Source organism: Mesorhizobium sp. CNPSo 4689 (assembly GCF_057784325.1).
Genome location: NZ_JBWLUZ010000008.1, coordinates 175386 through 201036, shown reverse-complemented (window position 1 = coordinate 201036; position 25651 = coordinate 175386). Strand labels below are relative to the sequence as shown.

26 protein-coding genes are annotated in these 25651 nt (G+C 63.5%); 16 read left to right on the top strand and 10 right to left on the bottom strand.

What is annotated here, in order from left to right:
• The first annotated feature begins 87 nt into the window (after positions 1–87).
• Positions 88–489 (top strand): winged helix-turn-helix transcriptional regulator, encoded by a 402-nt coding sequence (locus AC04SI_RS14965; RefSeq protein ID WP_404280279.1) that lies wholly within the window; start codon positions 88–90, stop codon positions 487–489.
• Positions 490–543: 54 nt separating this feature from the next.
• Here AC04SI_RS14965 and AC04SI_RS14960 read toward each other — a convergent pair whose 3' ends face one another.
• Positions 544–1149, bottom strand: coding sequence for an NADPH-dependent FMN reductase (locus AC04SI_RS14960; protein WP_404280282.1), 606 nt, complete (start codon positions 1147–1149; stop codon positions 544–546).
• 93 nt (positions 1150–1242) lie between these two features.
• On the opposite strand from AC04SI_RS14960, the gene AC04SI_RS14955 reads away from it, so the two are divergent.
• Positions 1243–1611 carry a winged helix-turn-helix transcriptional regulator gene (locus AC04SI_RS14955; RefSeq protein ID WP_404280285.1) on the top strand — a complete coding sequence of 123 codons (369 nt, stop codon included), beginning with the start codon at positions 1243–1245 and terminating at the stop codon, positions 1609–1611.
• A 501-nt stretch (positions 1612–2112) separates the two neighbouring features.
• On the opposite strand, the gene AC04SI_RS14950 is transcribed toward AC04SI_RS14955, so the two are convergent.
• Complete coding sequence (locus tag AC04SI_RS14950; RefSeq protein ID WP_404280287.1) at positions 2113–2508, bottom strand: acyl-CoA thioesterase; 396 nt, start codon at positions 2506–2508, stop codon at positions 2113–2115.
• Positions 2509–2719: 211 nt separating this feature from the next.
• On the opposite strand from AC04SI_RS14950, the gene AC04SI_RS14945 reads away from it, so the two are divergent.
• Genes AC04SI_RS14945 through AC04SI_RS14935 form a run of 3 tightly spaced genes read left to right on the top strand, consistent with a single transcriptional unit; the run spans position 2720 to position 6458 of the window.
• A complete protein-coding gene (locus tag AC04SI_RS14945) occupies positions 2720–4336 on the top strand; it encodes a GMC family oxidoreductase (RefSeq protein ID WP_404280289.1) in 1617 nt (538 codons plus the stop codon).
• Positions 4333–5544: a mandelate racemase/muconate lactonizing enzyme family protein gene (locus AC04SI_RS14940; RefSeq protein ID WP_488474398.1), complete on the top strand. Its 1212-nt coding sequence runs from the start codon at positions 4333–4335 to the stop codon at positions 5542–5544. The genes AC04SI_RS14945 and AC04SI_RS14940 overlap by 4 nt, the downstream gene beginning before the upstream one ends.
• Positions 5541–6458: an NAD(P)-dependent oxidoreductase gene (locus tag AC04SI_RS14935; RefSeq protein WP_404280293.1), complete on the top strand. Its 918-nt coding sequence runs from the start codon at positions 5541–5543 to the stop codon at positions 6456–6458. Before AC04SI_RS14940 ends, AC04SI_RS14935 begins: the two co-directional genes overlap by 4 nt.
• A gap of 92 nt (positions 6459–6550) precedes the next feature.
• On the opposite strand, the gene AC04SI_RS14930 is transcribed toward AC04SI_RS14935, so the two are convergent.
• Complete coding sequence (locus AC04SI_RS14930; RefSeq protein WP_404280295.1) at positions 6551–7489, bottom strand: diacylglycerol/lipid kinase family protein; 939 nt, start codon at positions 7487–7489, stop codon at positions 6551–6553.
• Positions 7490–8382: 893 nt separating this feature from the next.
• Here AC04SI_RS14930 and AC04SI_RS14925 point away from each other — a divergent pair.
• Positions 8383–8916: a hypothetical protein gene (locus tag AC04SI_RS14925; protein WP_404280297.1), complete on the top strand. Its 534-nt coding sequence runs from the start codon at positions 8383–8385 to the stop codon at positions 8914–8916.
• On the opposite strand, the gene AC04SI_RS14920 is transcribed toward AC04SI_RS14925, so the two are convergent.
• Positions 8906–9532 carry a hypothetical protein gene (locus AC04SI_RS14920; protein ID WP_404280299.1) on the bottom strand — a complete coding sequence of 209 codons (627 nt, stop codon included), beginning with the start codon at positions 9530–9532 and terminating at the stop codon, positions 8906–8908. The genes AC04SI_RS14925 and AC04SI_RS14920 overlap by 11 nt on opposite strands.
• A gap of 269 nt (positions 9533–9801) precedes the next feature.
• Between AC04SI_RS14920 and AC04SI_RS14915 the strand changes: the two genes are divergently transcribed.
• Positions 9802–10101: a SemiSWEET family sugar transporter gene (locus AC04SI_RS14915; protein ID WP_404280301.1), complete on the top strand. Its 300-nt coding sequence runs from the start codon at positions 9802–9804 to the stop codon at positions 10099–10101.
• Here AC04SI_RS14915 and AC04SI_RS14910 read toward each other — a convergent pair.
• Both AC04SI_RS14910 and AC04SI_RS14905 read right to left on the bottom strand, forming a co-directional pair.
• Positions 10098–11069: a hypothetical protein gene (locus tag AC04SI_RS14910; protein WP_404280304.1), complete on the bottom strand. Its 972-nt coding sequence runs from the start codon at positions 11067–11069 to the stop codon at positions 10098–10100. The two genes, AC04SI_RS14915 and AC04SI_RS14910, sit on opposite strands and share 4 nt — an antisense overlap.
• Positions 11070–11142: 73 nt before the next feature.
• The gene (locus AC04SI_RS14905) at positions 11143–12198 is read right to left on the bottom strand and encodes a CapA family protein (RefSeq protein ID WP_404280306.1); all 1056 of its coding nucleotides are present in this window, start codon (positions 12196–12198) and stop codon (positions 11143–11145) included.
• Between the two features lie 165 nt (positions 12199–12363).
• Between AC04SI_RS14905 and AC04SI_RS14900 the strand changes: the two genes are divergently transcribed.
• From AC04SI_RS14900 to AC04SI_RS14875, 6 genes are all read left to right on the top strand, one after another.
• Positions 12364–13614, top strand: coding sequence for a hypothetical protein (locus AC04SI_RS14900; RefSeq protein WP_404280308.1), 1251 nt, complete (start codon positions 12364–12366; stop codon positions 13612–13614).
• 119 nt (positions 13615–13733) lie between these two features.
• A complete protein-coding gene (gene uvrB, locus AC04SI_RS14895; protein WP_404280310.1) occupies positions 13734–16874 on the top strand; it encodes an excinuclease ABC subunit UvrB in 3141 nt (1046 codons plus the stop codon).
• Positions 16875–17270: 396 nt separating this feature from the next.
• Positions 17271–18797 carry an ABC-F family ATP-binding cassette domain-containing protein gene (locus tag AC04SI_RS14890; RefSeq protein WP_404280312.1) on the top strand — a complete coding sequence of 509 codons (1527 nt, stop codon included), beginning with the start codon at positions 17271–17273 and terminating at the stop codon, positions 18795–18797.
• Positions 18798–18925: 128 nt separating this feature from the next.
• Positions 18926–19099: a hypothetical protein gene (locus tag AC04SI_RS14885; protein WP_404280314.1), complete on the top strand. Its 174-nt coding sequence runs from the start codon at positions 18926–18928 to the stop codon at positions 19097–19099.
• Positions 19100–19292: 193 nt separating this feature from the next.
• Positions 19293–19718: a VOC family protein gene (locus AC04SI_RS14880; protein ID WP_404280316.1), complete on the top strand. Its 426-nt coding sequence runs from the start codon at positions 19293–19295 to the stop codon at positions 19716–19718.
• A gap of 74 nt (positions 19719–19792) precedes the next feature.
• Positions 19793–20146, top strand: a complete 354-nt coding sequence (locus AC04SI_RS14875; protein WP_404280318.1) for a DUF1428 domain-containing protein — start codon at positions 19793–19795, stop codon at positions 20144–20146.
• Between the two features lie 35 nt (positions 20147–20181).
• Here the strand turns inward: AC04SI_RS14875 and AC04SI_RS14870 are convergent, their stop codons facing one another.
• Entirely contained in the window at positions 20182–21816 is a 1635-nt protein-coding gene (locus tag AC04SI_RS14870) for a tetratricopeptide repeat-containing sulfotransferase family protein (protein WP_404280496.1), read from the bottom strand.
• Positions 21817–22083: 267 nt separating this feature from the next.
• The gene (locus tag AC04SI_RS14865) at positions 22084–22491 is read right to left on the bottom strand and encodes a Kazal-type serine protease inhibitor family protein (protein ID WP_404280320.1); all 408 of its coding nucleotides are present in this window, start codon (positions 22489–22491) and stop codon (positions 22084–22086) included.
• 537 nt (positions 22492–23028) lie between these two features.
• Between AC04SI_RS14865 and AC04SI_RS14860 the strand changes: the two genes are divergently transcribed.
• From AC04SI_RS14860 to AC04SI_RS14850, 3 genes are all read left to right on the top strand, one after another.
• Positions 23029–23241: a cold-shock protein gene (locus tag AC04SI_RS14860; RefSeq protein WP_006202520.1), complete on the top strand. Its 213-nt coding sequence runs from the start codon at positions 23029–23031 to the stop codon at positions 23239–23241.
• Positions 23242–23487: 246 nt separating this feature from the next.
• Positions 23488–23700: a cold-shock protein gene (locus tag AC04SI_RS14855; RefSeq protein ID WP_006202521.1), complete on the top strand. Its 213-nt coding sequence runs from the start codon at positions 23488–23490 to the stop codon at positions 23698–23700.
• Positions 23701–23894: 194 nt separating this feature from the next.
• Positions 23895–24314 (top strand): BA14K family protein, encoded by a 420-nt coding sequence (locus AC04SI_RS14850; RefSeq protein ID WP_404280338.1) that lies wholly within the window; start codon positions 23895–23897, stop codon positions 24312–24314.
• Positions 24315–24390: 76 nt separating this feature from the next.
• Here AC04SI_RS14850 and AC04SI_RS14845 read toward each other — a convergent pair whose 3' ends face one another.
• Both AC04SI_RS14845 and AC04SI_RS14840 read right to left on the bottom strand, forming a co-directional pair.
• Positions 24391–25032 (bottom strand): MBL fold metallo-hydrolase, encoded by a 642-nt coding sequence (locus AC04SI_RS14845; RefSeq protein WP_404280340.1) that lies wholly within the window; start codon positions 25030–25032, stop codon positions 24391–24393.
• Between the two features lie 185 nt (positions 25033–25217).
• Entirely contained in the window at positions 25218–25538 is a 321-nt protein-coding gene (locus AC04SI_RS14840; protein WP_488474409.1) for a hypothetical protein, read from the bottom strand.
• Positions 25539–25651 lie beyond the last annotated feature (113 nt).

Sequence of the window (25651 nt, the reverse complement as noted above, 5' to 3'; positions counted from 1 at the left end):
CCTCGCTATGGCAACGGCTGCTGATTGCCACTATCTGCGAGGCTCGGACTACACACTCATTTCTCCCCTGCTGACCGGAAGGTGACCATGACCGGACCGATCAAGAGACTGCCGATGCTGCCGGCGGAACGCGCCCTGAAAGTGATCTCGGGCCGCTGGAAAGCTGTGATCCTCTATCACCTCTTCGATGGACCTAGGCGGCTGTCGGCGCTGAAATCGCAAGTGCCCACTATCACCCAGAAGGTGCTGATCCAGCAGTTGCGCGAAATGGAAGAGCACGGCCTCGTCAGCCGTGAAATCTTCGCCGAAATCCCCTCGCGCGTCGAATATTCCGCGACGCCGCTTGGCCTCAGCCTCGAGCCCATCCTGCTGGCGCTCTGCGAATGGGGACAGCACCATGCCGACGAGCTGGACGAACAGGATCGCCTGGCCGACTGCATCATCAGGCCAAGGCAGGCGCAGCACGCACCAGCAGCTTCCAGAAATTGAAAAGGGCGGCGCAAGCGCCGCCCCATATCCTTGGGAGGATAGTTCGAAAGGCGATCAGGCCGCCTTGGCTTCCTGGTCGATCGCATCGGCGTTGCGCGCTGCCTTCAGGACCTTGGCCCACCAGGCGACGTCGTTGACGAGCGCGGTGGCGGCCTGGTTCAGGTGTTCCAGCTCCTCGAGCTTCTTCTCACCTTGACGGACGGCGAGGAAATCGCCCCAGGCGATGTGAACCGCCGACTTGACCGGCGCCATCTGCAGTTCGACCGCATGCAGGCGCAGCTGCTCGACGGCGCGCGCGCCGCCGACGCTGCCATAGCCGACGAAGCCGGCGGGCTTCTTGTTCCACTCATTGGCGGCGTAATCGATGGCGTTCTTCAGCACGGCCGTTGGGCCGTGATTGTATTCGGCGGCGGTGAAGATGAAGCCGTCGAACCCGGCGACCTTCTTCTGCCAGCGCTGCGCAACTTCGTTCTGCGACGGCGCCCAGGCGGAGGACGCGACCTCGTCGAAGAACGGCAGCGGGAAATCGCGCAGATCGACGACTTCGACGTCGATGTCGGCATGCGACTTGGCGATCTTGGCGATCCACTGGGTGGGCACGTCGGCGAAACGCGCGGCGCGGGTCGAACCGACGACGATAGCGATTTTGGGCTTGGACATATTGGGAGGCTCTCCATGCAGGAAATAGTGGTATCGTTTGGATACCTGCGATATATGAGTGACTGTCCACGCCAAGCGCAAGGAGGCACTTTTTTGTTACCAAGGCACCCACACCGCTCCGAGGATTGCCGCGCCATCTCGGAACTCCTGCAGCGTGTCGGCGACAAATGGACCGTGCTCGTCGTCGGCAAGCTCGGCGACGGACCGCTGCGCTTCAACGAATTGCGCAGCGCCGTGGGGGGCATTTCGCAGAAGATGCTGACCACCACTTTGCGCGGGCTGGAGCGCGACGGCTTCGTCACCCGCACCGTGTTTCCGACCATCCCGCCGCGTGTCGACTACGAGCTGACCGAGCTTGGCCACGAGCTGCTTGTCCCAGTCAGCGCGCTCGGCGAATGGGCACGCAGGAACACCGATCGCGTCAGGGCGGCACGCGAAAAGTTCGACAGGATGCACGCCTGAAACCCTTGCATTGCAAGACGTTCTCCACCCTATTCAAGTGATGCACCCTGCTGCTGCAGTCGCGTCTGTCGCTGCGGAATTTTTTTGAACCGGCCGGCTCCTGGATCGATTTCGGACCGATCAATTTCCGTGGACCGGCAGAGGCATGGCTGTCTGATCAGGGCGACTGCATAGGGGGTCCGCAGATGCGTCAGACGGCATTCCGAATGCAGGTCCGGCTCTTGGCCGGCTACCGAATGTAGCGCGGTTTTCCGATGTCCAGTTTGCGCCCGCAATGCCGCCGTGGGCTCGCCTACGGAGATCACACCACGCCGTCGGGCCGGGATCGCAAAAGCGCACCCACAACAGCACCGTTCAGCATGTGTTGACGCATTGTCTTCCGGCCGCGCCGCCCTGCTGTCGCCGCATTCGCAGGCAGCACGCCAGGACTCGCACGGAGGTCGCCATTGGCGACGGCCGGCAGGAGCTTGCCATCGTCGGGAATCTGCGAAATCGCGCCGGTCAGCCTTCCGCAGGAACCGCCTTCGGCTTGCCCTCGCCGTCCAGCGCCACCATGACGAAATCGGCGTGGGTGACCTTCTCCATCAGGTCGGAAAGGTAGCGTTGCGCCCAGGCCTCGACCTTGAGCGTCATCGAAGTGCGGCCGACACGTTCGACATGGGTGTAGATGCACAGCGTGTCGCCGATCTTCATCGGCTTGGCGAACGACATCTCCTTCACCGCCGCCGTCACCACGCGCCCCTTGGCGCGCTCGGCGGCGCGGATGCCGCAGGCAAGGTCCATCTGCGCCATCACCCAGCCGCCGAAGATATCACCGGCAGCATTGGCGTCCGAAGGCATGGCCAGCGTCCTCAGCGTCAGATCGCCAATCGGCCGTCCTTCAGCGTAATGCACCATGCGGAATCCCCTCGATATCGACAGGTCCAATCACGTATCGGCATGCCATCGAGGCGTCAACGCGCTCGAAATGTCGCAAGTGCCAGTCATTGCGAAAAGCACGTCCCGGTAGCGGTCGCTTTTTTCACAAGGAATGCCGGAACGCCCGGCGACTTTGGAACGCCGCCACGTCTAGGCTGCGGCCTGAGATTCCGGAGCCGCCCAACTCATCATGCAGACCTATGACTTCATCATCGTCGGCTCCGGCTCGGCCGGCTCGGTCTTGGCGGAGAAACTGTCGGCTTCGGGCCGCTTCTCGGTGCTGGTGCTCGAGGCCGGCGGCACCGATAGGCGCTTCTACGTGCAGATGCCGCTTGGCTACGGCAAGACCTTCTTCGACCCGGCGGTCAATTGGAACTACAAGGCCGAACCCGACCCGGGCCTCGCCGGCAGTGCCGACCACTGGCCGCGCGGTAAGCTTTTGGGCGGCTCCAGCTCGATCAACGCCATGGTCTATATCAGGGGCGCCCGCGAGGATTTCGACGCCTGGGCGGCGGCGGGCAACCCGGGCTGGGGCTATGACGATCTGCTGCCGGCCTTCAAGGCACTGGAAGACAATGAGGCCGGCGCCGACAAATGGCGCGGCGTCGGCGGCCCGCTGCATATCACCGACTGCACGAACGCAGTCCACCCTCTGACCCGGCGCTATCTCGCCGCTGGCCAGCAGGCCGGCCTGCCACTCAATCCGGATTTCAACGGTGCTGCCCAGGAAGGCGTCGGCATCTATCAGATCACCACAAGGAACGGACGCCGCATGTCGGCCGCCCGCGCCTTCCTGCGCCCGGCAATGAAGCGCAAGAACGTCGGTGTCGAGACGAATGCGCTGGTGACCAGGATCCTGTTTGAGGGCAAGTGCGCCGTCGGCGTCGAATATCAGCAGAACGGCGAGACCAGGACTGCGCGCGCCGGCCGCGAAGTGATCCTGTCGGGCGGTTCGGTCAACTCGCCGCAATTGCTGCAGCTCTCAGGCGTCGGCCCCTCTGCCCTGCTCAAGGGACTGGGCATTCCGATCGTTCACGCCAACGAGAATGTCGGCGCGAACCTGCAGGACCATGTCGGCATCAACTACACTTTCAAGGGCAGGCAGCCGACGCTCAACCAAGTCCTGCGCCCATGGTGGGGCAAGCTCATGGTCGGCATGCAATACATCCTGTTGCGCTCCGGACCGCTGTCGCTGTCTATGAACAATGCCGGCGGCTTCTTCCGCACCGACCCGATCGCTACACGCCCCAACATGCAGCTCTATTTCCAGGCCTTCTCGACCGTCATTCCGAAGAGCGGCGAGCGCCCGATCCTGACGCCCGACCCTTGGCCGGGCTTTTCCATCGGCCTGTCCAACTGCCGTCCGTCGAGCCGCGGCGAGATCATGATCCGTTCGAAGAATCCGCGCGACTATCCGCGGATCACGGCCAACGCCTATTCGACCAATGCCGATGTCGACGAAATGCTGGCGGCGGTGAAATTCGTCCGCAAAATCGCCTCGATGCCGGCGATGGCCGAGATCATCGAGGAAGAGGTTTTGCCCGGTCCATCAATCACTTCGGACGCCGATCTGATCGCCGATTTCCGGAAGCGCTCGGGCACCGTCTATCACCCGGTCTCGACCTGCCGCATGGGGCCGGACGCCGCGCGCGCCGTGGTCGACCCGCGCCTCAAGGTGCATGGGATCGAAGGCTTGCGCGTCATCGACGCCTCGATATTTCCCGACAACATCACCGGCAACACCAACGCCGCCTCCATCCTGACCGGATGGAAGGGCGCCGAACTTGTTCTGGAGGATCAGAAATGAAGATCACCGACGTCAAGACCTGGGTTGTCGGCAACCCACCGCCCGGCATCGGCGGCAAATATTTCATCTTCGTCAAGCTCACCACCGATGGCGGCGTCGTCGGCTATGGCGAGGCCTACAACGCCACCTTCTCCGGCCATGTGACGGCGAAGATGATCGAGGACATGGCCGAGCGCTATCTCGTCGGCCGCGATCCGCACGACATCGAGAATTTCTTCCGGCGCGCCTATTCGTCCGGCTTCACCCAGCGCCCCGACGTGTCCGGCATGGGCTGTTTCTCGGCGCTCGAAATGGCCTGCTGGGACATCATTGGCAAGGAGGCCAACAAGCCGGTCTACAAGCTGCTTGGCGGCCAGGTGCACGAGACGCTGCGCTCCTACACCTACCTCTATCCGCACACCGGCAGCGTCCATTCCGAGGATGCGCGCGGCAAGAACGTCTACAACGATCCGGACCTGGCCGCCGCCTGCGCGCTCGAATATGTCGAGCAGGGCTTCAACGCGGTCAAGCTCGACCCGGCCGGTCCCTACACCGCCTTCGACGGCCACCAGCCGCGCCTCGTCGACATCGATCTCTCCGCCCGCATGATCAAGGCGATCCGCGAGGCGGTCGGCACGCGCGCCGACATCCTGTTCGGGACGCACGGCCAGTTCACCGCCTCGGGCGCGCTGCGGCTCGCCCGCGCCATCGAACCCTACGATCCCCTCTGGTTCGAAGAGCCGGTGCCGCCGGACATGCCCGAGGTGATGGCGCAGGTCGCTCGCGGCACCTCCATCCCGATCGCCACTGGCGAGCGGCTGACGACCAAGTTCGAATTCGCCCGCGTCATCGAGAACCGCGCCGCCACCATCCTGCAGCCCGACCTCGGCCGCTCCGGCGGCATTCTCGAAACCAAGAAGATCGCCGCCATGGCCGAGGCCTACCACATCCAGGTCGCGCCGCACTGCTATTGCGGGCCAATCGTCGGCGCCGCCAACATCCAGCTCGCCGTGACGCTGCCCAACTTCCTCATCCTGGAATCGCTGAAGCAGTGGGACGGTTTTCACGCCACGTTGCTGAAGAAGAAGATCGAATGGCAGGATGGCAACGTCATCCCGTCGAAGGAGCCCGGTCTCGGCGTCGAGCTCGACGAGGCGGTCTGCGAGGCGCATCCCTATGGCGGCAAGGACCTGCATCTGCAGATGATGCAGACGCCGTTGATGCCGTGAACGAAAGCTACGCCTTCATCGGCCTCGGCCATCTCGGCGGCAATCTTGCCGCCAGCCTTCTGCGCAACGGCTTCGCCGTCACCGTCTTCGACCGCGATCCGGCCGCCGTCGAGCGCCTCGTGACCCTCGGCGCCGTTGCCGCCAAGAGCCCCGCAGAGGCCGCCGCTCGCGCCGGCAACGCCATCACATGCCTGCCCTCGCCCAAGGTCAGTGAAGCAGTGCTCTCAGGCCCCGGCGGATTGCTCGAAGGTCTGCCCAAAAACGGCACCTGGATCGAGATGTCGACCAATGGCCGCGACGAGATCGTGCGTCTGGCAGCGCTCGCTTCGGCAAAGGGCGTCGAGACGCTGGAGTGCCCGGTCACCGGCGGCGTGCATCTGGCCGCCGTCGGCAAGATCACTGCGCTGGTCGGCGGCGATCCAGCACTCTACGCGCGCCACCGACCGGCCATCGAGGCGATGTGCGCGAAGTCGTTTCTGATGGGGCCGATCGGCTCGGCGGCAGTCATCAAGGTCATCACCAACATGCTGGCCTTCATCCACCTTGTCGCCGCCGGCGAGGCGTTGATGCTGGCCAAGCAGGGCGGGCTCGACCTCGCCCAGTCCTACCACGCCATCGTTGCTTCCTCCGGCAACAGCTTCGTCCACGAGACCGAAAGCCAGCTCGTCCTGAATGGCTCCTACGACATCGGCTTCACCATGGATCTGGCGCTGAAGGACCTCGGCTTCGCGCTTGCCATGGCCGAACAATCCGGCGTGCCGCTCGACCTCGCCACGCGCGTCAACGCAATTTTCGAGCAGGGCAAGCAAGCCTATGGCGGCAGCGCCTGGTCGACCATGATCGTCAAACTGCTTGAGGATGCGGTCGGCACCAACCTGCGCGCCCCCGGTTTTCCCGCCAAGCTGGAAATCTGAGGCGGCTAAGTTTTACAAGCGATTTCAGAGCATTGAGCGGGTCGCCGGATTCGTGCCCGCAACGGCCTGAATCAATTGCTTAACCGCCTGACTCAATACCTTAAGGTCAGCGCCCCGGGCAGGATCTCGAAGGTGGCGGGTATGCGCCCCGGCGACTCGCCGTCTATGTCGACTAGCGCGCCGTTCTTTTCCACATCGCCGAGCGGTTCGACAACCACTTTCTTGCCGCGCAGGATGGTAATTGCCGGATGGTTACGGTGCCGTCCGCCATAGAGCAAGCGAATGTCCCAGATCAGCTTCAGCTTGCCCGCCGCCCGCAGGATGACGATGTCGAACTGCGCATCGTCCAGTTCGGCATCCGGCGCGATCATCATCCCGCCGCCGAAGAACTTGCCGTTGGCCACCGCCACCAGCGCCATGCGCGCCTCGACCGGAGTGCCATCGTCGACGGTGATCCTGACATCCTGGAACCGATAGCGGACGAACTCCACCACGGTGCGCCAGAAGAACAGCGCCTTGGCCGAGACCCTGCCCTTGCGCTTATCGGCGTTGACCGCGCGGTCGGTAGCGCCCGACATGCCGAGGCTGGCGATGTTAATGAAATGGCGGCTGGCCAGCGCGCCATGATCGTCGATGTAGCAGATGCGCCCGGCATCGACCTTGCGCGGCTTGGCCTCGGCAATCAGCTTGAGCGTCGCATCGACCTCGCGCGGCAGGCCGAGCCCGCGGGCGAAATCGATACCGGTGCCGCAGGGCAGCAGGCCAAGCTCGGTCGTGCGGCCGGTTTCGTCGAACGCCTGCAACAGGCCATCGGCCACTTCGCTGGCGGTGCCGTCGCCGCCAGCCGCGATCACCAGATCGAAGCCGCTGGCGGCGAGGTCGAGCGCCAGCCTTTCGGCATCGCCCTCGGCCTGGGTTTCGCGCAGCTCGAAATCGCCGAAATGCTTTTTCAGCGATGCCGCGACCTCCGCCCAATGCCGCTTCAGCCTGCCGCCGCCGGCTATCGGATTGAGAACCACCCCGACTTTCAAGCAACCTCCCCAAAGGCCATCGGAGACGCTTCAGTGCTTGCGTCTCAACTACTTTGCCGGCATTGAAGCCCGCGCTGCCTTGCGGAGCAAGCGCCGAATGTCCGGCAACGCGCGATCAGGGCAAAACAAGGCCGGGTTTCGCCGATCACGGCGATCCATCGAGAAAATGCCTCGCCGCCGCGCTTGGTCCCCGATAATCCCGCTATCCACAGGCCCGGGGCGGTTTCCCCGGACACTTACCCGGCGTACATTGAACCCATCTCAGGCGGCTACCGATCGCCAAGCCGAAAGGCAAAGCGAAAAGGCGGATTTCCTGAGGCCCGTACGGCCCTGAGCGATAGCAGGCTTGCCTGCTAGAGGGACGGAAGCCGAGACCTACGGGGCCGCGGAAAGCGTGCGAACGCCGACGGCGGACCGATGCTGCCATGAAGGACGGCAAAGACCTTCGATGGCACGCTGGGCGAAGCTCGCAAGGGTGGAGATCGGCGTGGTCCGGAACGGACACTACCCTCGGGTGGTGACTGGCAGGACCGTCAAAATCAAGGCCGGCTTGGCGCGACGACTTTGCGGAAGTTGCTGCCGTGACCGTGTCCTGATCTGACAGGGAGGCGCTGGGAGAAATCCCAGCGCCGACTGTTTTTTGGGCTATCCCCACGCACATTGTTCAGCCACGCGCCGCACCGGGCTAACCGTCGCCATGCGCAAGCTGCACACGGTTCTGTCGGCGCTGATCGAGGTCGGCGCCAGGAGCGCGTCTACGACGACTGACGTTTTTCGGTCACAGCCGGCATCTTAGAAACATTCCGTCACGCACATTTCACAATCGCGGCCAAATCCCGCCTTGTTCCGCAGCGATTGGTGCTGTGGGGAAGGCAACATAAAGGGACAAGACCGTGATCAAGACCGCCCTTGTCGCCATGACCATCGTCGGCTGCGACTGCGACGCCAAGCTTTGCGAATATATCGGCGAGACGCCGGCCAAGTGGGCGACCATCGCCGACTGCGAGGCGGCGATGAAAAGCCAGATGCTGCACCAGAAGAATTTCAACTATCCGCTGGTCTCGGGCATTTGCCGCACCAAGGGTTCGGTACCGTCCTCCGAGTTGGCGGCGATAGCCTCGGGGCTCGAGTTGACGACGCCGAGGCAAGCCGCGAGCGACCCGCTGCCGCCTGAACTCAGTCACAGGCCGAGCATTCCCGTCGGATCGCCGGCGACGGCGATGGAAACGGAAGCCGCAAGGCCCGTCGCCTATGAAGCGGCGGTCGATGGCGGCCGCGCCGTGCTCTACCGCACCAAGGCCGGCTACGCCGTGGTCAAGACCGATCTCAGCCGCGCCGCATCCGCGACCGTCGACGTGGCGAAGCGATCGGCAAACTGGCTAGCGGGGATGATGCCGAGCGGGACTGTAGTCCTTCCTACAGCTTGACCTTGAGGTTCTCCCAGAACTTGTCGATCAGCGGCTTTTCGGTTGCAACGTCCTGATCGCCTATTCGTGTGATGAACAGCAGCCCCTGATCGGCAAGGCCGAAGCCGACGATCTCAAAGTCGGCGCTGTCGGTACGTGTCTTCACGGTGGCCTTGACGCCGGTCAGTTCCTTGCCGTCGGCGAGCTTGCGGGTCGTCGGTTCCTGCGTCAGAGTTCCGCCCGCCTGAACGGATTCCCTCGTCATCTCCTGCAGCATCAGCTGGTTGAGAGACACCGGGTTCATCTTGTCATATTCCTGCACCAAGGCGATCGTGCCGAGGGCCGAAGCCATGAGATATTGGGTGATGCTGTCGCTGAGATCGCTCTTAGTGATCGAAATGTTGCTTGGATGAACGAAGGAAAAAGTGGCGCCGGAGAAGGTGGCGAAGTCATTGCGGTCGATCCGCACCTTGCTCGTCTTGCCGCCGGGCAAGGTCACGTCCACGTCCTCGCCGGGGTCGATGTCGACCACCACGCCATCGATCGTCAGCTTGAAGGCTTTCAGGTCATCGGCGCGGGCCAGCCCGGCGCAAGACACGATCACGGCAAGCGCTGCAGCCGCAAGACTCGTTCGCATGGCTTGTCCTCTTCTCTTCAAAGCGGTTTGGCTAAACGCCTTCATTTTCGTTCAACCACATAGCATCCCCTCGTGACGGATAGCGTGGCCGCCTGGCGAAAACCATAGGCCGTTGCCGAAACGGCGTGCCCTCACCCGTCCTTGGAACACGGACTGCTTGGTCCAGAACCGGTAGCCTGGAGTTGATCCGCGATGCGATCCGCCCGGATTGGTCTGTTCATTGGGCCAGCCGAAACTGGCTTCTTCCCAGGGTTCGACCGATCTGGCATATGGTGCACCGCACAATCCGTGCCTCGTCGAAAGTCGCCATCTTGCATCCCACAATCGAAATTATCGGCGCGTTTGCCGCGCTTATCACCACGCTTGGCTGGATTCCGCAGGTCGCCAAGGTGGCGCGCGAACGCCGGGCCGGCGACATCTCGCTGTTCGCCACCGGCTCGATCGCCACCGGCGTTTTCCTGTGGACGCTCTACGGCCTGTTGATCGGCTCGTGGCCGCTCATCCTGGCCAACGGCGTCACCTTCCTGTTCGTAATCGCCATCCTCGGCATGAAGCTGCGCTTCGGCTAACTAGCCTCTCCATCCTTCGCGCCGATCTTGCGCACCAGTGCCGCCGTCGCCAGCATCGCGCCCATATCCGCAATCATCGGCGCGACATGGGTCTGGTAGTCGAGCGGCACCGAAATATCGGGCAGCTCGAAGAAGTCCTTCGGCTGCGGCAACAGCAGGAACCCGTCGCTGCCATCGAGCGCCACGCGCGCCGGATCGTCGGGCCAGGTTTCACCGAGCCATTTCAGCGCCTGCGCCAGCCGGCCGCTCACCAGCGGCCGCGCCGCTTCGACATTGTCGGTGCGGAATTCGTAGGCGGCATCGAGTTCCGAAACGCCGGAGGACAGCTCTTCCATCCTGCTGGCGAACATGCCGCGGAAAAAGCCGACGACCACATTGGCCCGGCGCGTCGCCACCAGCGTGCCGGGGAATGGTGTGATCGTCTCGAAGGCGACGATGACGCCTCTGAATGCCGTTGACGAGCCCTTACCGGTCCCTTCGCGCAGCTCTGCCTCATAAAGCTCGAACGCAAATCCCTCGTAGCGGCCGGAAAAGACATCGTCGAATGATTGCCGGTTGAAGGGGCCAACCGTCTCGCGTGGCAGCCGGTCGAAGGAATTCGGGCGAACGCCATGCTGGTAGCGTATGTCCTGGATGAAGCCGAAGATCATCGGCAGCAGCGTCTCGCGGAAGGATTGCTGCAATCTGGTCGCTGGCTTCACCGCCTGGAAGTAAAGCAGCAGCGCCGCAACGAAACTGCCGAAATAAAGGAACACGTGCGGAGTCGAGAACCATTGCTCGTAGGGGTCGGCGACCTTGTTGAAGAGCCAGGCGACAAGCACCATGAAGACCACCGCCAGGCCGATGAACACCGGCACCCGCCAGCGCACCTGCCGGTAGGCCGACGCCCGCCTGGCCTCATAGTCCTCGATATCCTTCCTGATGCCGGCGATCACCGCCTCGCTCGGCATGAAATCCGTTGTTTCCACCGCCACCCCCGCAAGCCTGCCTCTGCCGTCGTATGATAGCCGCTTTTGCCGGAAAGTCGCCAGCCTGCGGCTTTCACACGCCTGCGAATTGCTCGCCAAAAATCGCCTTCAGCCGGGCGTCGACCTTGTCGCGGATGCCACCCTCCAGCGCCTTAACCGGAACCAGCCGCTCATGGTCGCTGGCGCGCAGCCGCATGAACGGATGCATTCGATAGGCGGCGATCTTGCCGCGCATGCCGAGGTCGGCGCTGACATCGACGGTGAAGATGGAGCCGATACGGCCCGGCCATGGCTGGCGGGCAAAGGCGGTACCGAGAAAATCGCCAAGCCCGTAGGCGACAAGCGTGTCGCCGATCCGCTCGACCGGCTGCACGACATGGGCGTGGTGCCCGGCGATCAGCCCGACGCCGTGCCCGGCCAACTGCCTGGCCAGCGCCCGCGTTTCGGCGCGCGGAAAATGCCGGAACTCCCAGTCCCAATGCGGTACCGCGCAGACAAGATCGACGCCCTTGGCCGTAGCAGGCGGCCACAGCGCCGGGTCGCCTTGCATGGACACGCGGCCCGAGAACTTTTCGGCATCGGCATTGCGCCATAGCGTGAAGGCGGCAAAGCCTATGGTCAGCGGCCCGACCGCAAGCCGCTCGACCGGACCTTTGGCGAGCGTGCCGATGCTGCGGATGCCCAGTCGCTTCAACGCAGCGACCGTCTCATCGAAACCCGCGACGCCCTGGTCGAGCACATGGTTGTTGGCCAGCGACAGAACGAGCTTTTCGCGCGCAATGCCGGCAGCCGCCAATGCCTCGGCGAGGAAGCGTTCGGTCATCGCATGATGCGTGCCGAGCCGCGTGCCCATCACCGCGCTCGGCCGCTCGACGATGGGGCTTTCGCAATTGCCGACCACCAGATCGGCGGAGGCAAGCAACGCCTTGATCGCCGGATCGCAGTCCGGTGCACTGCGATTGGCGACGGCCGAAATATCGCCGACGAACGCCAGCTGCACCATGCGCGCCGGCGGCGGTTCGATCAGCATCCCGGCCGCCGGTGCGAAACCGCCTACGTCGCCACTGAGCGACGGCCGGAGGAAACGCGGCAGCCAGGACAATTTGTAGGAGAGCGGATAGTTCGACACGCGGCGCCCAGTTGTTTGCCTTGTGTAGACTGTCTGCCCGATCGGTTGAAGCGCGTCTGTCGGCAGTCGGCTCCCGCGCCGTCGCATCGTTGCGGTTGAAGACCGGCAGGCGCGGCGATCCGAATGCGTGTATGTTGCGGCAGGATCGCAACGGGAGGGACCCCAATGAAGCGATTGTCGAGCCTGATGGCCTCCGCCGTCATCCTGCTGCTGCCGCTTGTTTCCGCCAGCGCCGCCGCCCCCGATCCGGCAGCCCTGTTCGAGGCCAAGACCGTGGCCGACCGCAATGGCGCGCTCGCCGCGCTCGAAGCTGCCGCCCCCAGTGATCCCGCGTCGGCCTATGCCGCCGGCGCCGGCGAATTCTTCACCGCGCTGGAGATCCTGGCAGGCGGCCTGCACCGCCACGGTTTCGACAGCCCGCAATCCTTCATGCTGCCGCTGATGCGGCTCCCCGTGCCCGACAATCCCAACCCGGAGCCCCTGACCTACGAAGAATTCCGCGCCATCCTGACCGCCTTCCGCGACCGGCTGGAGAAATCCGCCGCCACGCTGGGCTCGGTGCCTGCCGATGCGGATATCGGCATGGCCATCGACCTCGGCCGCCTCGGCATCGATCTCAACGAGGATGGCCAGATCGCGCCGGACGAAAGCGCCGTCGCTATCATGGCGGCCCTGTCGCGCGGCAGTGTGCAAGACACCGCCGCTCCCGCCCTCACCTTCCGCTTCGATCGTGCCGACGGCTACTGGCTGCAGGGCTATGCCGAGTTCCTGATGGCGCAGGCCGATTTCTGGCTGGCGCATGATTTCAGGAGCATGTTCGACGGCTCGTTCCACATGCTGTTTCCGCGCGCCAAACTGCCGCTGCAAGACACGCTCGTTCCGCTCGACGGCGGCATGAACGGCAGCATCTTTTCGTCCGAATGGCGCTTTGCCGATTTCATTTCGCTGGTGCATCTCATCAACTGGCAGGTGGTCGAGCCGGAGCGGCGGCAAGCGGCGCGCCGCCATTTGCTCGAGATGATCCGGCTGTCGCGCGAGGACTGGAAGGCGATCCGCGCCGAGACCGACAATGACCGAGAATGGCTGCCCGGCCCGCAGCAGAAGGGCGCCAACCCGCTCACCGGCCTCGAGGTCGGCGAGGAACAGGTTCAAGCCTGGTTGGCAGCGCTGACCATAGCCGAGGACCTGCTCGAAGGCCGTTTGCTGCTGCCGCACTTCCGCATCGCCGACAAGGGCATCAACATGAAGCGCTTCTTCGACGAGCCGAAACCCTTCGACCTCGTACTGTCGATCACCGGCCCGGCCATCGCGCCCTATCTCGAAAGCGGCAAGATCCTGACCGGCGAGGAGTTCGACCAGATCCAGCGTCAGTTCGGCGGCGCCGGCTTTTTGACTTTCGCGCTTTGGTTCAACTGAGCGGGTACATCTCGGCACGCCACCGCTCCTGACAGCCTTCTGTCAGCAGCTTGACCTGGCCTTGCAGCCCTCCTCACTCCGCTCTTTCCATTTTGGCCGAGTCCTCCCATATTCGGGTCATGGCCAAACTTCCCGACAAGAAAACGCCCTCGGCGGCGCAAGACGACCGTGGCGCGCCGAAGCGGCGCAGCCCGTTGACCGATTTCCTCGATGCCTCGGAGCCGCTGCACAAGGGCGGCTTTGCCGAGGCGCCGCAGACCGAATTCTCCGGTACGCCGCTGACCGGCTCGATCGCCGACTGGGCCGAACAGATCGAGCGCGAGGCCGAGCAGCAGCCGAAACCGAAAGCCGCAAAGAAAATCCCCGAGCGCTCCGCCTCTCCTGGCCGGACGGCGCGTGGCACCTCGATGGGTGGCGCGGCGACGGCCAGGGAGCGCACCGCGGCCGGTCTCAACCCGGTTGCCGGGCTCGACATCTCGCTGGAAGAAGCCGAGACGATGACGTCCAGCGGCGTCACCGCCACGGTGGCCGCGCTCTCCGCGCTCATTGAATCCGGCAATCCCCTCCACAAGGACGGCGTGCTGTGGACGCCGCACCGCCCTGCCCGCCCGGAAAAATCCGAAGGCGGCATCACCATCAAGATGGTATCGGATTTCGAGCCGGCAGGCGATCAGCCGACGGCGATCAAGGATCTCGTCGAGGGCGTCGACGGCAACGACCGCACCCAGGTACTGCTCGGCGTCACCGGCTCCGGCAAGACCTTCACCATGGCCAAGGTGATCGAGGAGACGCAACGCCCCGCCTTGATCCTGGCGCCCAACAAGACGCTGGCCGCGCAGCTCTATTCCGAGTTCAAGAAATTCTTCCCGGAAAACGCCGTCGAGTATTTCGTCTCCTACTACGACTATTACCAGCCGGAAGCCTACGTGCCGCGCACCGACACCTTCATCGAGAAGGAATCCTCGATCAACGAGCAGATCGACCGCATGCGCCACTCGGCGACGCGCTCGCTGCTCGAGCGCGACGACGTCATCATCGTCGCCTCGGTCTCCTGCATCTACGGTATCGGTTCGGTCGAGACCTACACGGCGATGACCTTCCAGATGCAGATCGGCGACCGGCTCGACCAGCGCGCCTTGCTCGCCGATCTCGTCGCCCAGCAATACAAGCGCCAGGACGTCAATTTCGTCCGCGGCTCGTTCCGCGTGCGCGGCGACACGATCGAGATCTTTCCGGCCCACTTGGAAGACCGCGCCTGGCGCATCTCGATGTTCGGCGACGAGATCGAGTCGATCACCGAGTTCGACCCGCTGACCGGCCAGAAGACCGGCGAGCTGAAGAGCGTCAAGATCTACGCCAACTCGCACTACGTGACGCCGCGCCCGACCTTGAATCAAGCCATCAAGTCGATCAAGGAAGAACTGAAGCACCGGCTGCAAGAGCTTGAAAAGGCTGGCCGCCTGCTGGAAGCGCAGCGGCTGGAGCAGCGTACCCGCTTCGACCTCGAGATGCTGGAAGCGACCGGCTCCTGCGCCGGCATCGAGAATTATTCGCGCTATCTGACCGGCCGCCAGCCAGGCGATCCGCCGCCGACTCTGTTCGAATACATTCCCGACAATGCGCTGGTCTTCATCGACGAAAGCCACGTCACCGTGCCGCAGATCGGCGGCATGTATCGCGGCGACTTTCGCCGCAAGGCGACGCTGGCCGAGTATGGATTCCGGCTGCCCTCCTGCATGGACAACCGGCCGCTGCGCTTCGAAGAATGGGATGCCATGCGTCCGCTTTCCGTCGCCGTTTCGGCAACGCCCGGCGGCTGGGAACTGGAGCAATCCGGCGGCGTCTTCGCCGAGCAGGTCATTCGCCCGACCGGCTTGATTGACCCGCCGGTTGAGGTGCGTCCCGCCAAGACCCAGGTCGACGACGTCGTCGGCGAGATCCGCGACACCACCAGGGCCGGCTACCGCACGCTGGTTACCGTGCTGACCAAGCGCATGGCCGAGGACCTGACCGAATACCTGCACGAACAGGGCATCCGCGTCCGCTACATGCATTCCGACATCGACACGCTGGAGCGCATCGAGATCCTGCGCGACCTGCGCCTCGGCGCCTTCGACGTGCTGGTCGGCATCAACCTTTTGCGCGAGGGCCTTGACATTCCCGAATGCGGTTTCGTCGCCATCCTCGATGCCGACAAGGAAGGTTTTCTGCGTTCGGAAACCTCGCTGATCCAGACCATCGGCCGCGCCGCCAGAAACGTCGACGGCAAGGTCATCCTCTATGCCGACCAGGTCACCGGCTCGATGGAGCGGGCAATGGCCGAGACCAACCGCCGCCGCGAAAAGCAGATGGAGTGGAACGCGGCCAACGGCATCACGCCGGAATCGGTCAAGTCGCGCATCTCCGACATCCTGGACTCGGTCTACGAGAAGGACCATGTCCGCGCCGACATCTCGCAGTTCACCGACAGCGCCGGCGCCATGATGGGCAACAATCTCAAGGCCCATCTCGACGCCATGGAGAAACAGATGCGCGACGCCGCCACCAACCTCGACTTCGAGAAGGCAGCCCGCATCCGCGACGAGATCAAGCGGCTGCGCGAGATGGAACTGTCGATCTCCGACGATCCGCTGGCCAAATATGCCGACATGGAAAGCCCGGTTTCGGGCCGCGAAAAGGGCAAGCACAACAAGGGCGTGGCCAAACATCGTACATCAGAGGAACAGGAGCGTTTCCGCAAGCTCGACGAGGCACGTGCCGCCGAAGAGGCGGCCAAGGCTGCCCGGTCCAACCTCTTCCGCAAGCCTAATCTCGACGAGATGGGCGCCGATGGCACCGTACCGGTGAAGAAGCCACTGTTCGCCAAGCCGTCGATTGACGACATGGGCCCGGGCACCGACATGCCGACGCCGGCGGGCGCAGTTTCGCGCTCACTGTTCAAGAAGCAGTCGGCGGCCGAGGCGCACGGCTCCGACTTCGGCATTCCCGGCGAGCCGGTCAAACCGCTGTTCAATAAGAACTCGCTTGACGAGATGACGGTGCGTCGGACGGAAAAGCCGGTCGAAGGAAAGGTGCCGGCAAAGCCCCAGCCGATCTCCCCCCAAGTGGGGGAGATGTCCGGCAGGACAGAGGGGGGCGCGAAGGAACGCGGCGACAAACCAACTGTTCGTCAGCGCGCCGGCATTGGTTCTTACGAGGACCCAGGCGACGCCCGGCGCGAGAAGCGCCGGCCGGGCAAGACCGGCAGGCCGGGGCGGTAGTTTCAGGTCTCCGCGCCACGAAATCGTTCGAAACGCTGGCGGGACGGCGACCCCTCTGTCCTGCCGGACATCTCCCCCACACGGGGGGAGATTGCCAGGTTCAACGCCCGCTCCCTCCTGCATCGCCCCCTTGCCATCTGCCCTGCCCTTGGTGTAGCCATTCGCCACACTCAACGTCCAGAAAGGAGGGCTGCGTGTTTATCGATCACCACCGTCAGCGCGGCCCTGTCTGTGCCCTGCGAGCAAGCTTGCAGGGCTGACCAGGACGGTCCGGGTTTTTCCCGCTTCGATTTTTGGTCTGCCCTTCGTGGTGCTGCAATGCTTGGCCTGATGGCCTGCGGGCGCACCGTCAAAGTGCATTGAGCCGGTACTATCCGGCAGACCAGAGAAATCGATATGGCCCTGATCAGCCTCAAATCCCTCGGCGTCACCATGAGTGCGCCGCTCTTCTCCAACCTCGACCTCACCATCGGCACAGGCGACCGGCTCGGCATCGTTGCCGCCAATGGCCGCGGCAAGTCGACCTTGCTCAAATGCCTGACCGGCGCGATGGAACCGACCTTTGGCGACATCACCCGCACGCGTGGCCTGCGCATCGGCCATGTCGAACAATCCATCCCGGACGCTCTCCTCGATTACAGCTTTCATCAGGCCGTGGCCGACGCCTTGCCCGCCGAGCAGGCTGAGAGCGAACTGTGGCGCGTCGACGTGGTGCTGGATTCGCTCGACGTGCCCGAGCCAATGCGCGAGCGACCGATGTCGGCCTTGAGCGGTGGCTGGCAGAGGCTGGCGCTGATCGCTCGCGTCTGGGTCACCGACCCGGACGTGCTGCTGCTCGACGAGCCGACCAACCATCTCGACCTCGCGAAAATCAGCCAGCTGGAAACCTGGCTGAACGCGCTGCCACGCGAAGTGCCTGTCGTCATCGCCAGCCATGACCGTGCCTTCCTCGACGCCATCACCAACCGCACGCTGTTCCTACGGCCCGAACAGTCGCCGGTGTTTTCCCTGCCCTATTCACGGGCACGCGACGCGCTGGATGACGTTGACGCCTCGACGGAGCGTAAATTCCAGCGCGACATCAAGGTGGCTCAGCAATTGCGCCGGCAGGTGGCAAAGCTGAACAATATCGGCATCAATTCGGGCAGCGACCTGCTGACGGTCAAGACCAAGCAACTCAACCAGCGGGCGGAGCGCCTGGAGGAGGCGGCAGCACCCGCGCATCGCGAGAAATCGGCCGGCGCGATCAGGCTCGCCAATCGCGGGACGCACGCAAAAGTGCTGATCACGCTCGAAGATGCGGCGATCGAAACACCCGACGGCACGTTGCTGTTCAGGACTGGCAAGCGCCATATCTGCCAAGGCGACCGCATTGTCCTGCTCGGCCGCAATGGCGTCGGCAAGTCCCGTTTCGTCACCCTGATCCGCAATGCCATTGCCGAACCCGAAACCGTGCAGAGCGTGAAGGTGACGCCGTCGACGGTGCTCGGCTACAGCGACCAGGCGCTGTCGGGCATGAGCGCTAACGACACGCCGCTGGCGATGGTCTCGCGAAAATACGATGTCGGCGAGCAACGCGCCCGCTCGCTGCTCGCCGGCGCCGGTGTCGCCATCGACATGCAGGAGCGCAGGATCGGCATGCTGTCCGGCGGCCAGAAGGCGCGGCTGATGATGCTGGCGCTTCGGCTTGCCAATCCCAACTTCTATCTGCTCGACGAGCCGACCAACCATCTCGACATCGATGGCCAGGAAGCACTGGAAGCGGAACTGCTGGCTCATCAGGCAAGCTGCATGCTTGCCTCGCACGACCGCTCCTTCATCCGCGCCATCGGCAACCGCTTCTGGCTGATCGAGAAGCGCCGGCTGACGGAGGTCGACAGCCCCGAGGATTTCTTTCGTTCGGTGGCCGAGACAGTCAGCTGACGACAGGCCCAGGGGCCGGCCTGTCGTGGGCAGGCCAAAATTTTCGACGATCTGTAGGATCGCATTTGCCTGCCACGTCCTTGGGATGCCGACACGATGATGCCGGCTTCAATCGAGGAGAAAGCATCATGTCCATTCTGTCATCCATAGGCCGCATGGCGGCCCGCTACGCGGCGAACCGCGCCCGTTACCGCAGCGAGCGCGCGCTCCTTTCACTGCCGATCGAATTGCGCAAGGATATCGGCTGGCCGGAAATCATCGTCGACCCGCAAAACGGCCCTCGGATTTGCAGGGCTCCCTGAGCGAGCGAGATGAAAGCGGCTGCCCGGCCCATTGCGGCAGGCGTGCCATTGACAGGCTCCAGGGCCACTTCAACCGCCGACGGCCGGCGCCTCGGTCGCGGCACTGAAAAAATCCCGTCGGCCATGTAGGATCGCCGCCACTTCATTCGTCCTACGGTTCGCAAGGCCAATCAAATGCAAAGAGGAGCAAAAGATGAACGATCAGCCGCAAACCCAGCCTGCCGCGAAAGTCCTCGGCGGATTGACGCCCTACCTTCAGCTGGACGGCGCCTTCAAGGCCGCCGAATTCTACCAGAAGGCCTTCGGCGCCGAGCAGGTCTTCTTCTATCCGCCGGATGAGCAGGGCCGCACCATGCACATCCACCTTCACATCAACGGCTCGACGCTGATGATTTCCGATTTCTATCCCGAGCACGGCATGTCCTCGGTCAAACCGCAGGGCTACACCATGCAGCTCCATCTCGGCAGCGACGAAATCGAAGCCTGGTGGCAGCGCGCCGTCGATGCCGGCTGCGAAGTTGTCATGCCGTTGCAAGTGATGTTCTGGGGCGATCGCTGGGGCAATATGCGCGATCCCTTCGGCGTCGAATGGGCGATGAACGCGCCCGTGAAAGCCTGAGGCTTCTTCACCGGTAGCACCCGTCCGGCGGCGATTTTGCCGCCGGCCTCGAAGCACCAATCAAGGAGACCCCCATGTCCTATGTCGATGGTTTCTTGCTTGCCGTACCCAAGGCAAGACTCGACGACTACAAGAAGCTGGCCAACACCGCCGGTGTCGTCTGGAAGGAGCATGGCGCGCTTGCCTATGTCGAATGCGCCGGCGACGACGTGCCCTATGGCGAACTTACTTCGTTCCCGCGCGCCGTGCAGGCTACGGACGACGAAATCGTCATCTTCGCATGGGTCGTCTATGAATCCAGGCAGAGCCGCGACGCAGTGATGGCAAAGGTGATGGCTGATGAGCGACTGAAGGGTGACTGGTCCACCATGCCCTTCGACGTCAAGCGCATGATCTTCGGTGGCTTCCAGCCCTTCATAGAGCTGTAGGCGTCTCAATTAGGGTGGGTCGAGATCGAAGCACCCTAATTGAGTTTGTCCAGCAGCGGCTTCAGCCTGTCGCCATAGCGCTTCCACAGGTCGACTGACCCCTGGTACATCGGCTGGCGCACCTGCGCTGCAGAGGCCGTGCGCACGGGACGGTCGGTCTCGTGGAACGACAGCACCGCATCGTCCCAAGGCAGGCCGAGATGGGCGATCAGCGCCCGCGTCTGGCCTTCCTGGTCGGCGACGAAATCCTCGTAGCGCACATCATGCACGACGCCCGGCAGCACGGTGCGCCAATGCGCCATGATGTCGGTGTAGAGATTGTGGAAGTCGGCAAGCTCGCCAAGGTCGTAGCCATAGCGATGGCTGTCGCCGCGGAAATGCACCTTGTAGATCGACAGGCAGGTCGCCGCAGCATCTCGCGCGCAATGGATGATCTTCGCCTTGGGCAGCATCAGATGGATGAAGCCGACCAGCAGGAAGTTGCCTGGCATCTTGTCGGTGACGTGCCGGAAGCCGGGATAGCGGGCGTGCAGCATATCGAGATAGGCTTGGCCCGCCTCGGCGAAGGCCTTGTCGGGCATGTCGGCGATCCCCCATGGAAAGCCGCCTTGCATGCTCATCGGAAACTGCTTGCCGACCGCCGTCTTCAGGATGCTGAGCTCGCCGGCGCCATAGACCTGGGGGTGGCTGGCGATGATCTGCTCGACCAGCGTGGTGCCTGAGCGCGGCATGCCGACGACGAAGATCGGCGTATCGCCGGCGATTTCGCTTGGCTTATGCTTGTCGAAGAAGGCCTTGTCGAAGACCGCCTTCATCGCTTCGAATTCGTCGCGCGTCCTCGCCGCATCGTAGGCGATGCCTTGGCGTCGGATGGCGTTGCCTTCGGCGAAATAATCGAAGGCGCGGCCATAATCCTTCAGATCGTCATTCGCCTTGCCGAGGCCGAACGAAAGCTGCATGCGCGCCAGGCTGCCTGCCGGCGCCTTGGTATGCTGGGCCTCCATGCCGGCAAGCTCGGCGTCGCGCTCCTGCTGACGCTTGACCTGCGTCAGCAGCAGCCAGGCCTTCGCCATGCCGGGATCGATCGCCAGCGCCTGCCGGGCGAGATCGGCAGACTCGCCAAGCTTGCCTTTTTCCATCATGCCGACGCCCAGCCCATACAGAAGTTCGGCATCCTTCGGCCGGAACGTCAGCGCCTCGCGGAAGACGGCGAGCGCCCCGTCCAGCCGGCCCGCTTCCTGCAGCGTTTCGGCAAGCCCGATGCGGGCACGGACATGGAACGGGTTGCGGCCGATTGTGCCGCGATAGATCTCCTCCGCGCCCTCGAACTGGCCGAGCTGCTTCAGCGCCGAGCCGAGATTGTCGCGCGCCGCAAGCTGGTCCGGCCGGATGTCCACTGCGCCACGGAAGAAATCGACGGCAGCAGCGACACGGCCAAGGTCGCGCATGACCGTGCCGAAATTGTTGAGGAAGTCGGCATTCTTCGGCTGCAGGGTCACCGACTGCTCGATGAGATCGAGCCCTTCCTCGCTTCGCCCGATCTGATGCAGCAAAAGCCCGAGGAAATGCAGCGCGGCGGCATGGTTCGGCTTCTGCGCCAGCACCTGCCGATAGAGCGTCTCGGCCTCTTGCCGGCGCCCGGTCTGGTGCAGTTGCAGCGCCTGCTGCACATACCGGTCGAGCACCGTGGGCGGCTGCCCTCCGGAACCCGATCTGGCGCCCGCCCCCGCCGCTCTTCTCTGATCTCTGTTAATGGGAAACCTGCCGTGTTTGTCCGCCAGCCGGACCTAAGCCATACGGCCGTCAGTTTCAAGACGCACGGACATTGCCGCGCGGGTCATGACACCTGGCGGGCACGTCGCGCCCATCTCCCGCCAAACGGAGAGATGGGGACGCCTGTTTGTGGACGCTTGCAGGATGGCGAGATCCTGCGTCGTTCAGCACGGGCCGTCGCCGACGATGCGATAGTCCGCCGCGCGAGCCTCGCATTCGTTCGGGAAGGTACGCAGTTCGCCACGGCGGCGGGCACAGACCGGAGCGTATTCGCGGGTGCAGAATGTCTGCTCGTCACCACCGCCGCCGCCGCCGTCGCGGCATGGGCCATCTCGCACGATGCGGTATCCGGCCCGATCGGCAAGGCAGGCATTGGCGAAGGTCTGGCGGTCGCCGCCACGACGGGCGCAGACCGGCTCATATTCCCTGGTGCAGAATTGCGGCTCCGGCCTTGGTGGGCGCGGGCGCGGACCAGGCCCCTCGTCCACCACCACGGTGCAGGCCGCCAGAAGTGCCGACAGGAACAGGAGAGCAAAACCGTGTCGCGAGAACAATGTCGCAAGAAATTTCATGAATATCTCCCGGCGCATGCCCCCGAACCGGAGGTTCGGAAAGCATCATGTGCAAAATCAGAGTCCCAAAGCCCCCGTCACGACGCAAAACACGCCTGCCGATCCTCGTCATTCCCCTGCCAAATGCAACCCCCGTTTGTCGGAAGTCGCGAACGCATGGAGCGTCGTTCGTGGAGCCCCAGGCACCATGGCGCTCGCGCTGGACCATGCGCGAACAAGCTCTGGCCGATGACCGGACCGGAGGCCAGGTCTATCGAAGCCTTGCGTTGCGATGCGCCCATCGGGGTGCCTCGCGGCCCCTATCTTGCAACCATCACGTTTCCGTGCGATAAATTTTGTGTTCGGGCATTTGCGACCCGGAGAGCGGAACGTTTTGGACGACCTTTCCCCGATACTGTGAATCTCTGACGGCCCCGTTTTCGGCGGGGGGTTTGACTATGCGCCAATGCATGACTGCCGAAGCAACCACCGGGACTTGCCCACGGCGCCAGGCGGCGGGCAAACCACAAGACTGACACGGGTGAAGGAGTTTCCCCAATGGCCCAGACCGGCACCGTTAAATTCTTCAACGCGACCAAAGGCTTCGGCTTCATCACGCCCGATGGCGGCGCCAAGGACGTGTTCGTCCACATTTCGGCGATCGAGGCTTCGGGCCTGCGCACGCTGGTCGACGGCCAGAAGGTCACTTTCGACGTCGAGCCCGACCGCATGGGCAAGGGCCCGAAGGCGGTCAATCTCCGCGCTGCCTGATCCGTCTGACCGCGTTCGTCCACGCGGACCAGCGAAGCAAGCTGCAAGGTCATGAACCGGCTTCCAGGCCGGGATTGAGTTTTTGAAGGCGCGACGGTCACCCGTCGCGCCTTTCCCATGCCGCTAAATGCTTGCCGGCGCGTGCAAAAACTTTCTCTTGCCGATAGCGCTAAAATAAAGGACAAATTTCCATTCGGGCATTTGCCGGCCCGAGACTGGAGTTTATGGGATCAAAGGGAGCTTCCCATGCCGCAGACCGGCACCGTCAAATTCTTCAATCATGCCAAAGGCTTCGGCTTCATCACGCCGGACGATGGCGCGAAGGATGTCTTCGTCCATATTTCGGCCGTGCAGGCGTCGGGTCTTCCCGGTCTGGAGGATGGGCAGAAAGTGACATTCGACACCGAGCCGGACAAGCGCGGCAAGGGTCCGAAGGCCGTCAATCTGTCGATCGGCTAAGCCGGCTCAGGACAGATCGGACGGAGGCTGATGAGGCGGGTCCAGTCCCGCCCGACATGTGGTTTGACGCGTGCGTTTTGATCCATCCGGCGAATTTTCGTTCAGCCCCCGTTCAGCCACGGTCTTCTACTAATCTTCGCTAAAACCGGTCCGCATCCCCTGAAATTACCCGGGCCGGCACGAAGGAGACCGAAATGAACCGAATTCTCAAGACCGCCATCCTGTCCGCGGGCATCGCCGCGACCACTTTGGCCACCTTGCCTGCGGCCAATGCCGATGACTGGCGCTGGCGCCGTCATCACCATAACCATGGCGACGCCCTCGCCGCCGGCGTTGTCGGCCTTGCGGCCGGCGCCCTGATCGCGGGCGCGCTGAGCAATCCGCAGCCCCGCTACAGCTACTACGACGACGATTATGACTATCGTTATGTGCGGCCGGCGCCGGTTCGTCGCTACTATGTGGAGCAGCCGCGTGTCGTCTATGCCGACCGCTACGCGGAACCGTGGACCCGCGCCTGGTACGAATACTGCTCGGACCGTTACCGGACCTTCAATGCCCGCACGGGCACCTTCATCGGCAATGACGGCGATCAGCATTTCTGCGTCGCCAACTGAGGCGGATTTTCTGTTTCGTACCAAAGCGCCGCCCATGGGGTGGCGCTTTTTTGTTCAACGGCGATGGTATCTGCCGTCAGGTCAGGAACGGATTGGTCCGCCGCTCCTCGCCGAAGCGGCCACCCGGACCATGGCCGCAGATGAAGCCGATGTCGTCGCCGAGCGGCAGAAGCTTCTCCTTGATCGAGGCGATCAGCGCCGCATGGTCGCCGCCGGGCAGATCGGTGCGCCCGACCGAGCCGCGAAACAACACGTCGCCGACATGGGCGAACTTGGCCGCCCGGTTGTAGTAGACGACGTGCCCCGGCGCATGACCCGGACAGTGTAGGACTTCGAACGAATGCGCTCCGAATGACACGGTCTCGCCTTCGGTGAGGAAACGGTCGGGAATGCAATTGCGCACGGCATCGGTGATGCCGAAGCGCTTTGCCTGGTTCTCCAGATTGGCGAGCAGCGGCCGGTCGGCCTCATGTGGGCCGATGATGTCGACGCCGAGCGCCTCCTTCAGCTCCATCGCACCGCCGGCGTGATCGATATGGCCGTGCGTGATCCAGATCGCAGCAGCGGTGATCGCATTGTCCTGCAAAACCGCCAACACCTTGTCGATGTCGCCGCCCGGGTCGACGACGACACCTTGTTTGTCGTCCATGTCGAACAGGATCGTGCAGTTCTGCTGGAAGGGCGTGACCGGCACGATACCGGCATTGAGCTGACCCATGTCTGTCCTTTCGCTGCATTGGAGCGCGGCGTCCTCTCGGACGCGCAACAAGCTCCAGCTTTGTGAAACCGGCTCTGATGTAGAGCCACATGCGAACCGCGTCCACCGCCGGCGGCCATCTCGATTGGCCGAAAAACAAATGGGCGGCCGAAGCCGCCCATGCGAAAAGCCTGATGTCTCGATGCTTACTTCTTCATCGCATTCATGACCGCGCCGATGATGCCGGTCAGGATGGCGCCGCCGCCAGCGCCGCCGACGATGTTCTCCAGGTTCAACGCGCTGCCCAATCCGCCCGCTGCCGCCGCTACCGCAGCCGGATCGACCGCACCGCCGCCGCCGAGTAATTTGTCGAGGATTAGCGCGCCGCCGACGCCGCCGACAGCCCCGCCCAAGACTTTGGTCAACTGTCCCATAGCCGCGTTCTTGAGCGCAACACCGATCGCCTGGCCACCGATGACGCCTGCAATCACCTGAACAATGATCGGAAGAAGCGTGTTCATGTCCATATTTCCAGTCCCTCCATGACTGCCAGCCTCCCGGGCCGACGCCATCATGAGACGCTGAATTGGGTGAAAGTCAAATGCAGAGATGCTGAAATAAAAGGGGCGGCTCGAAAACC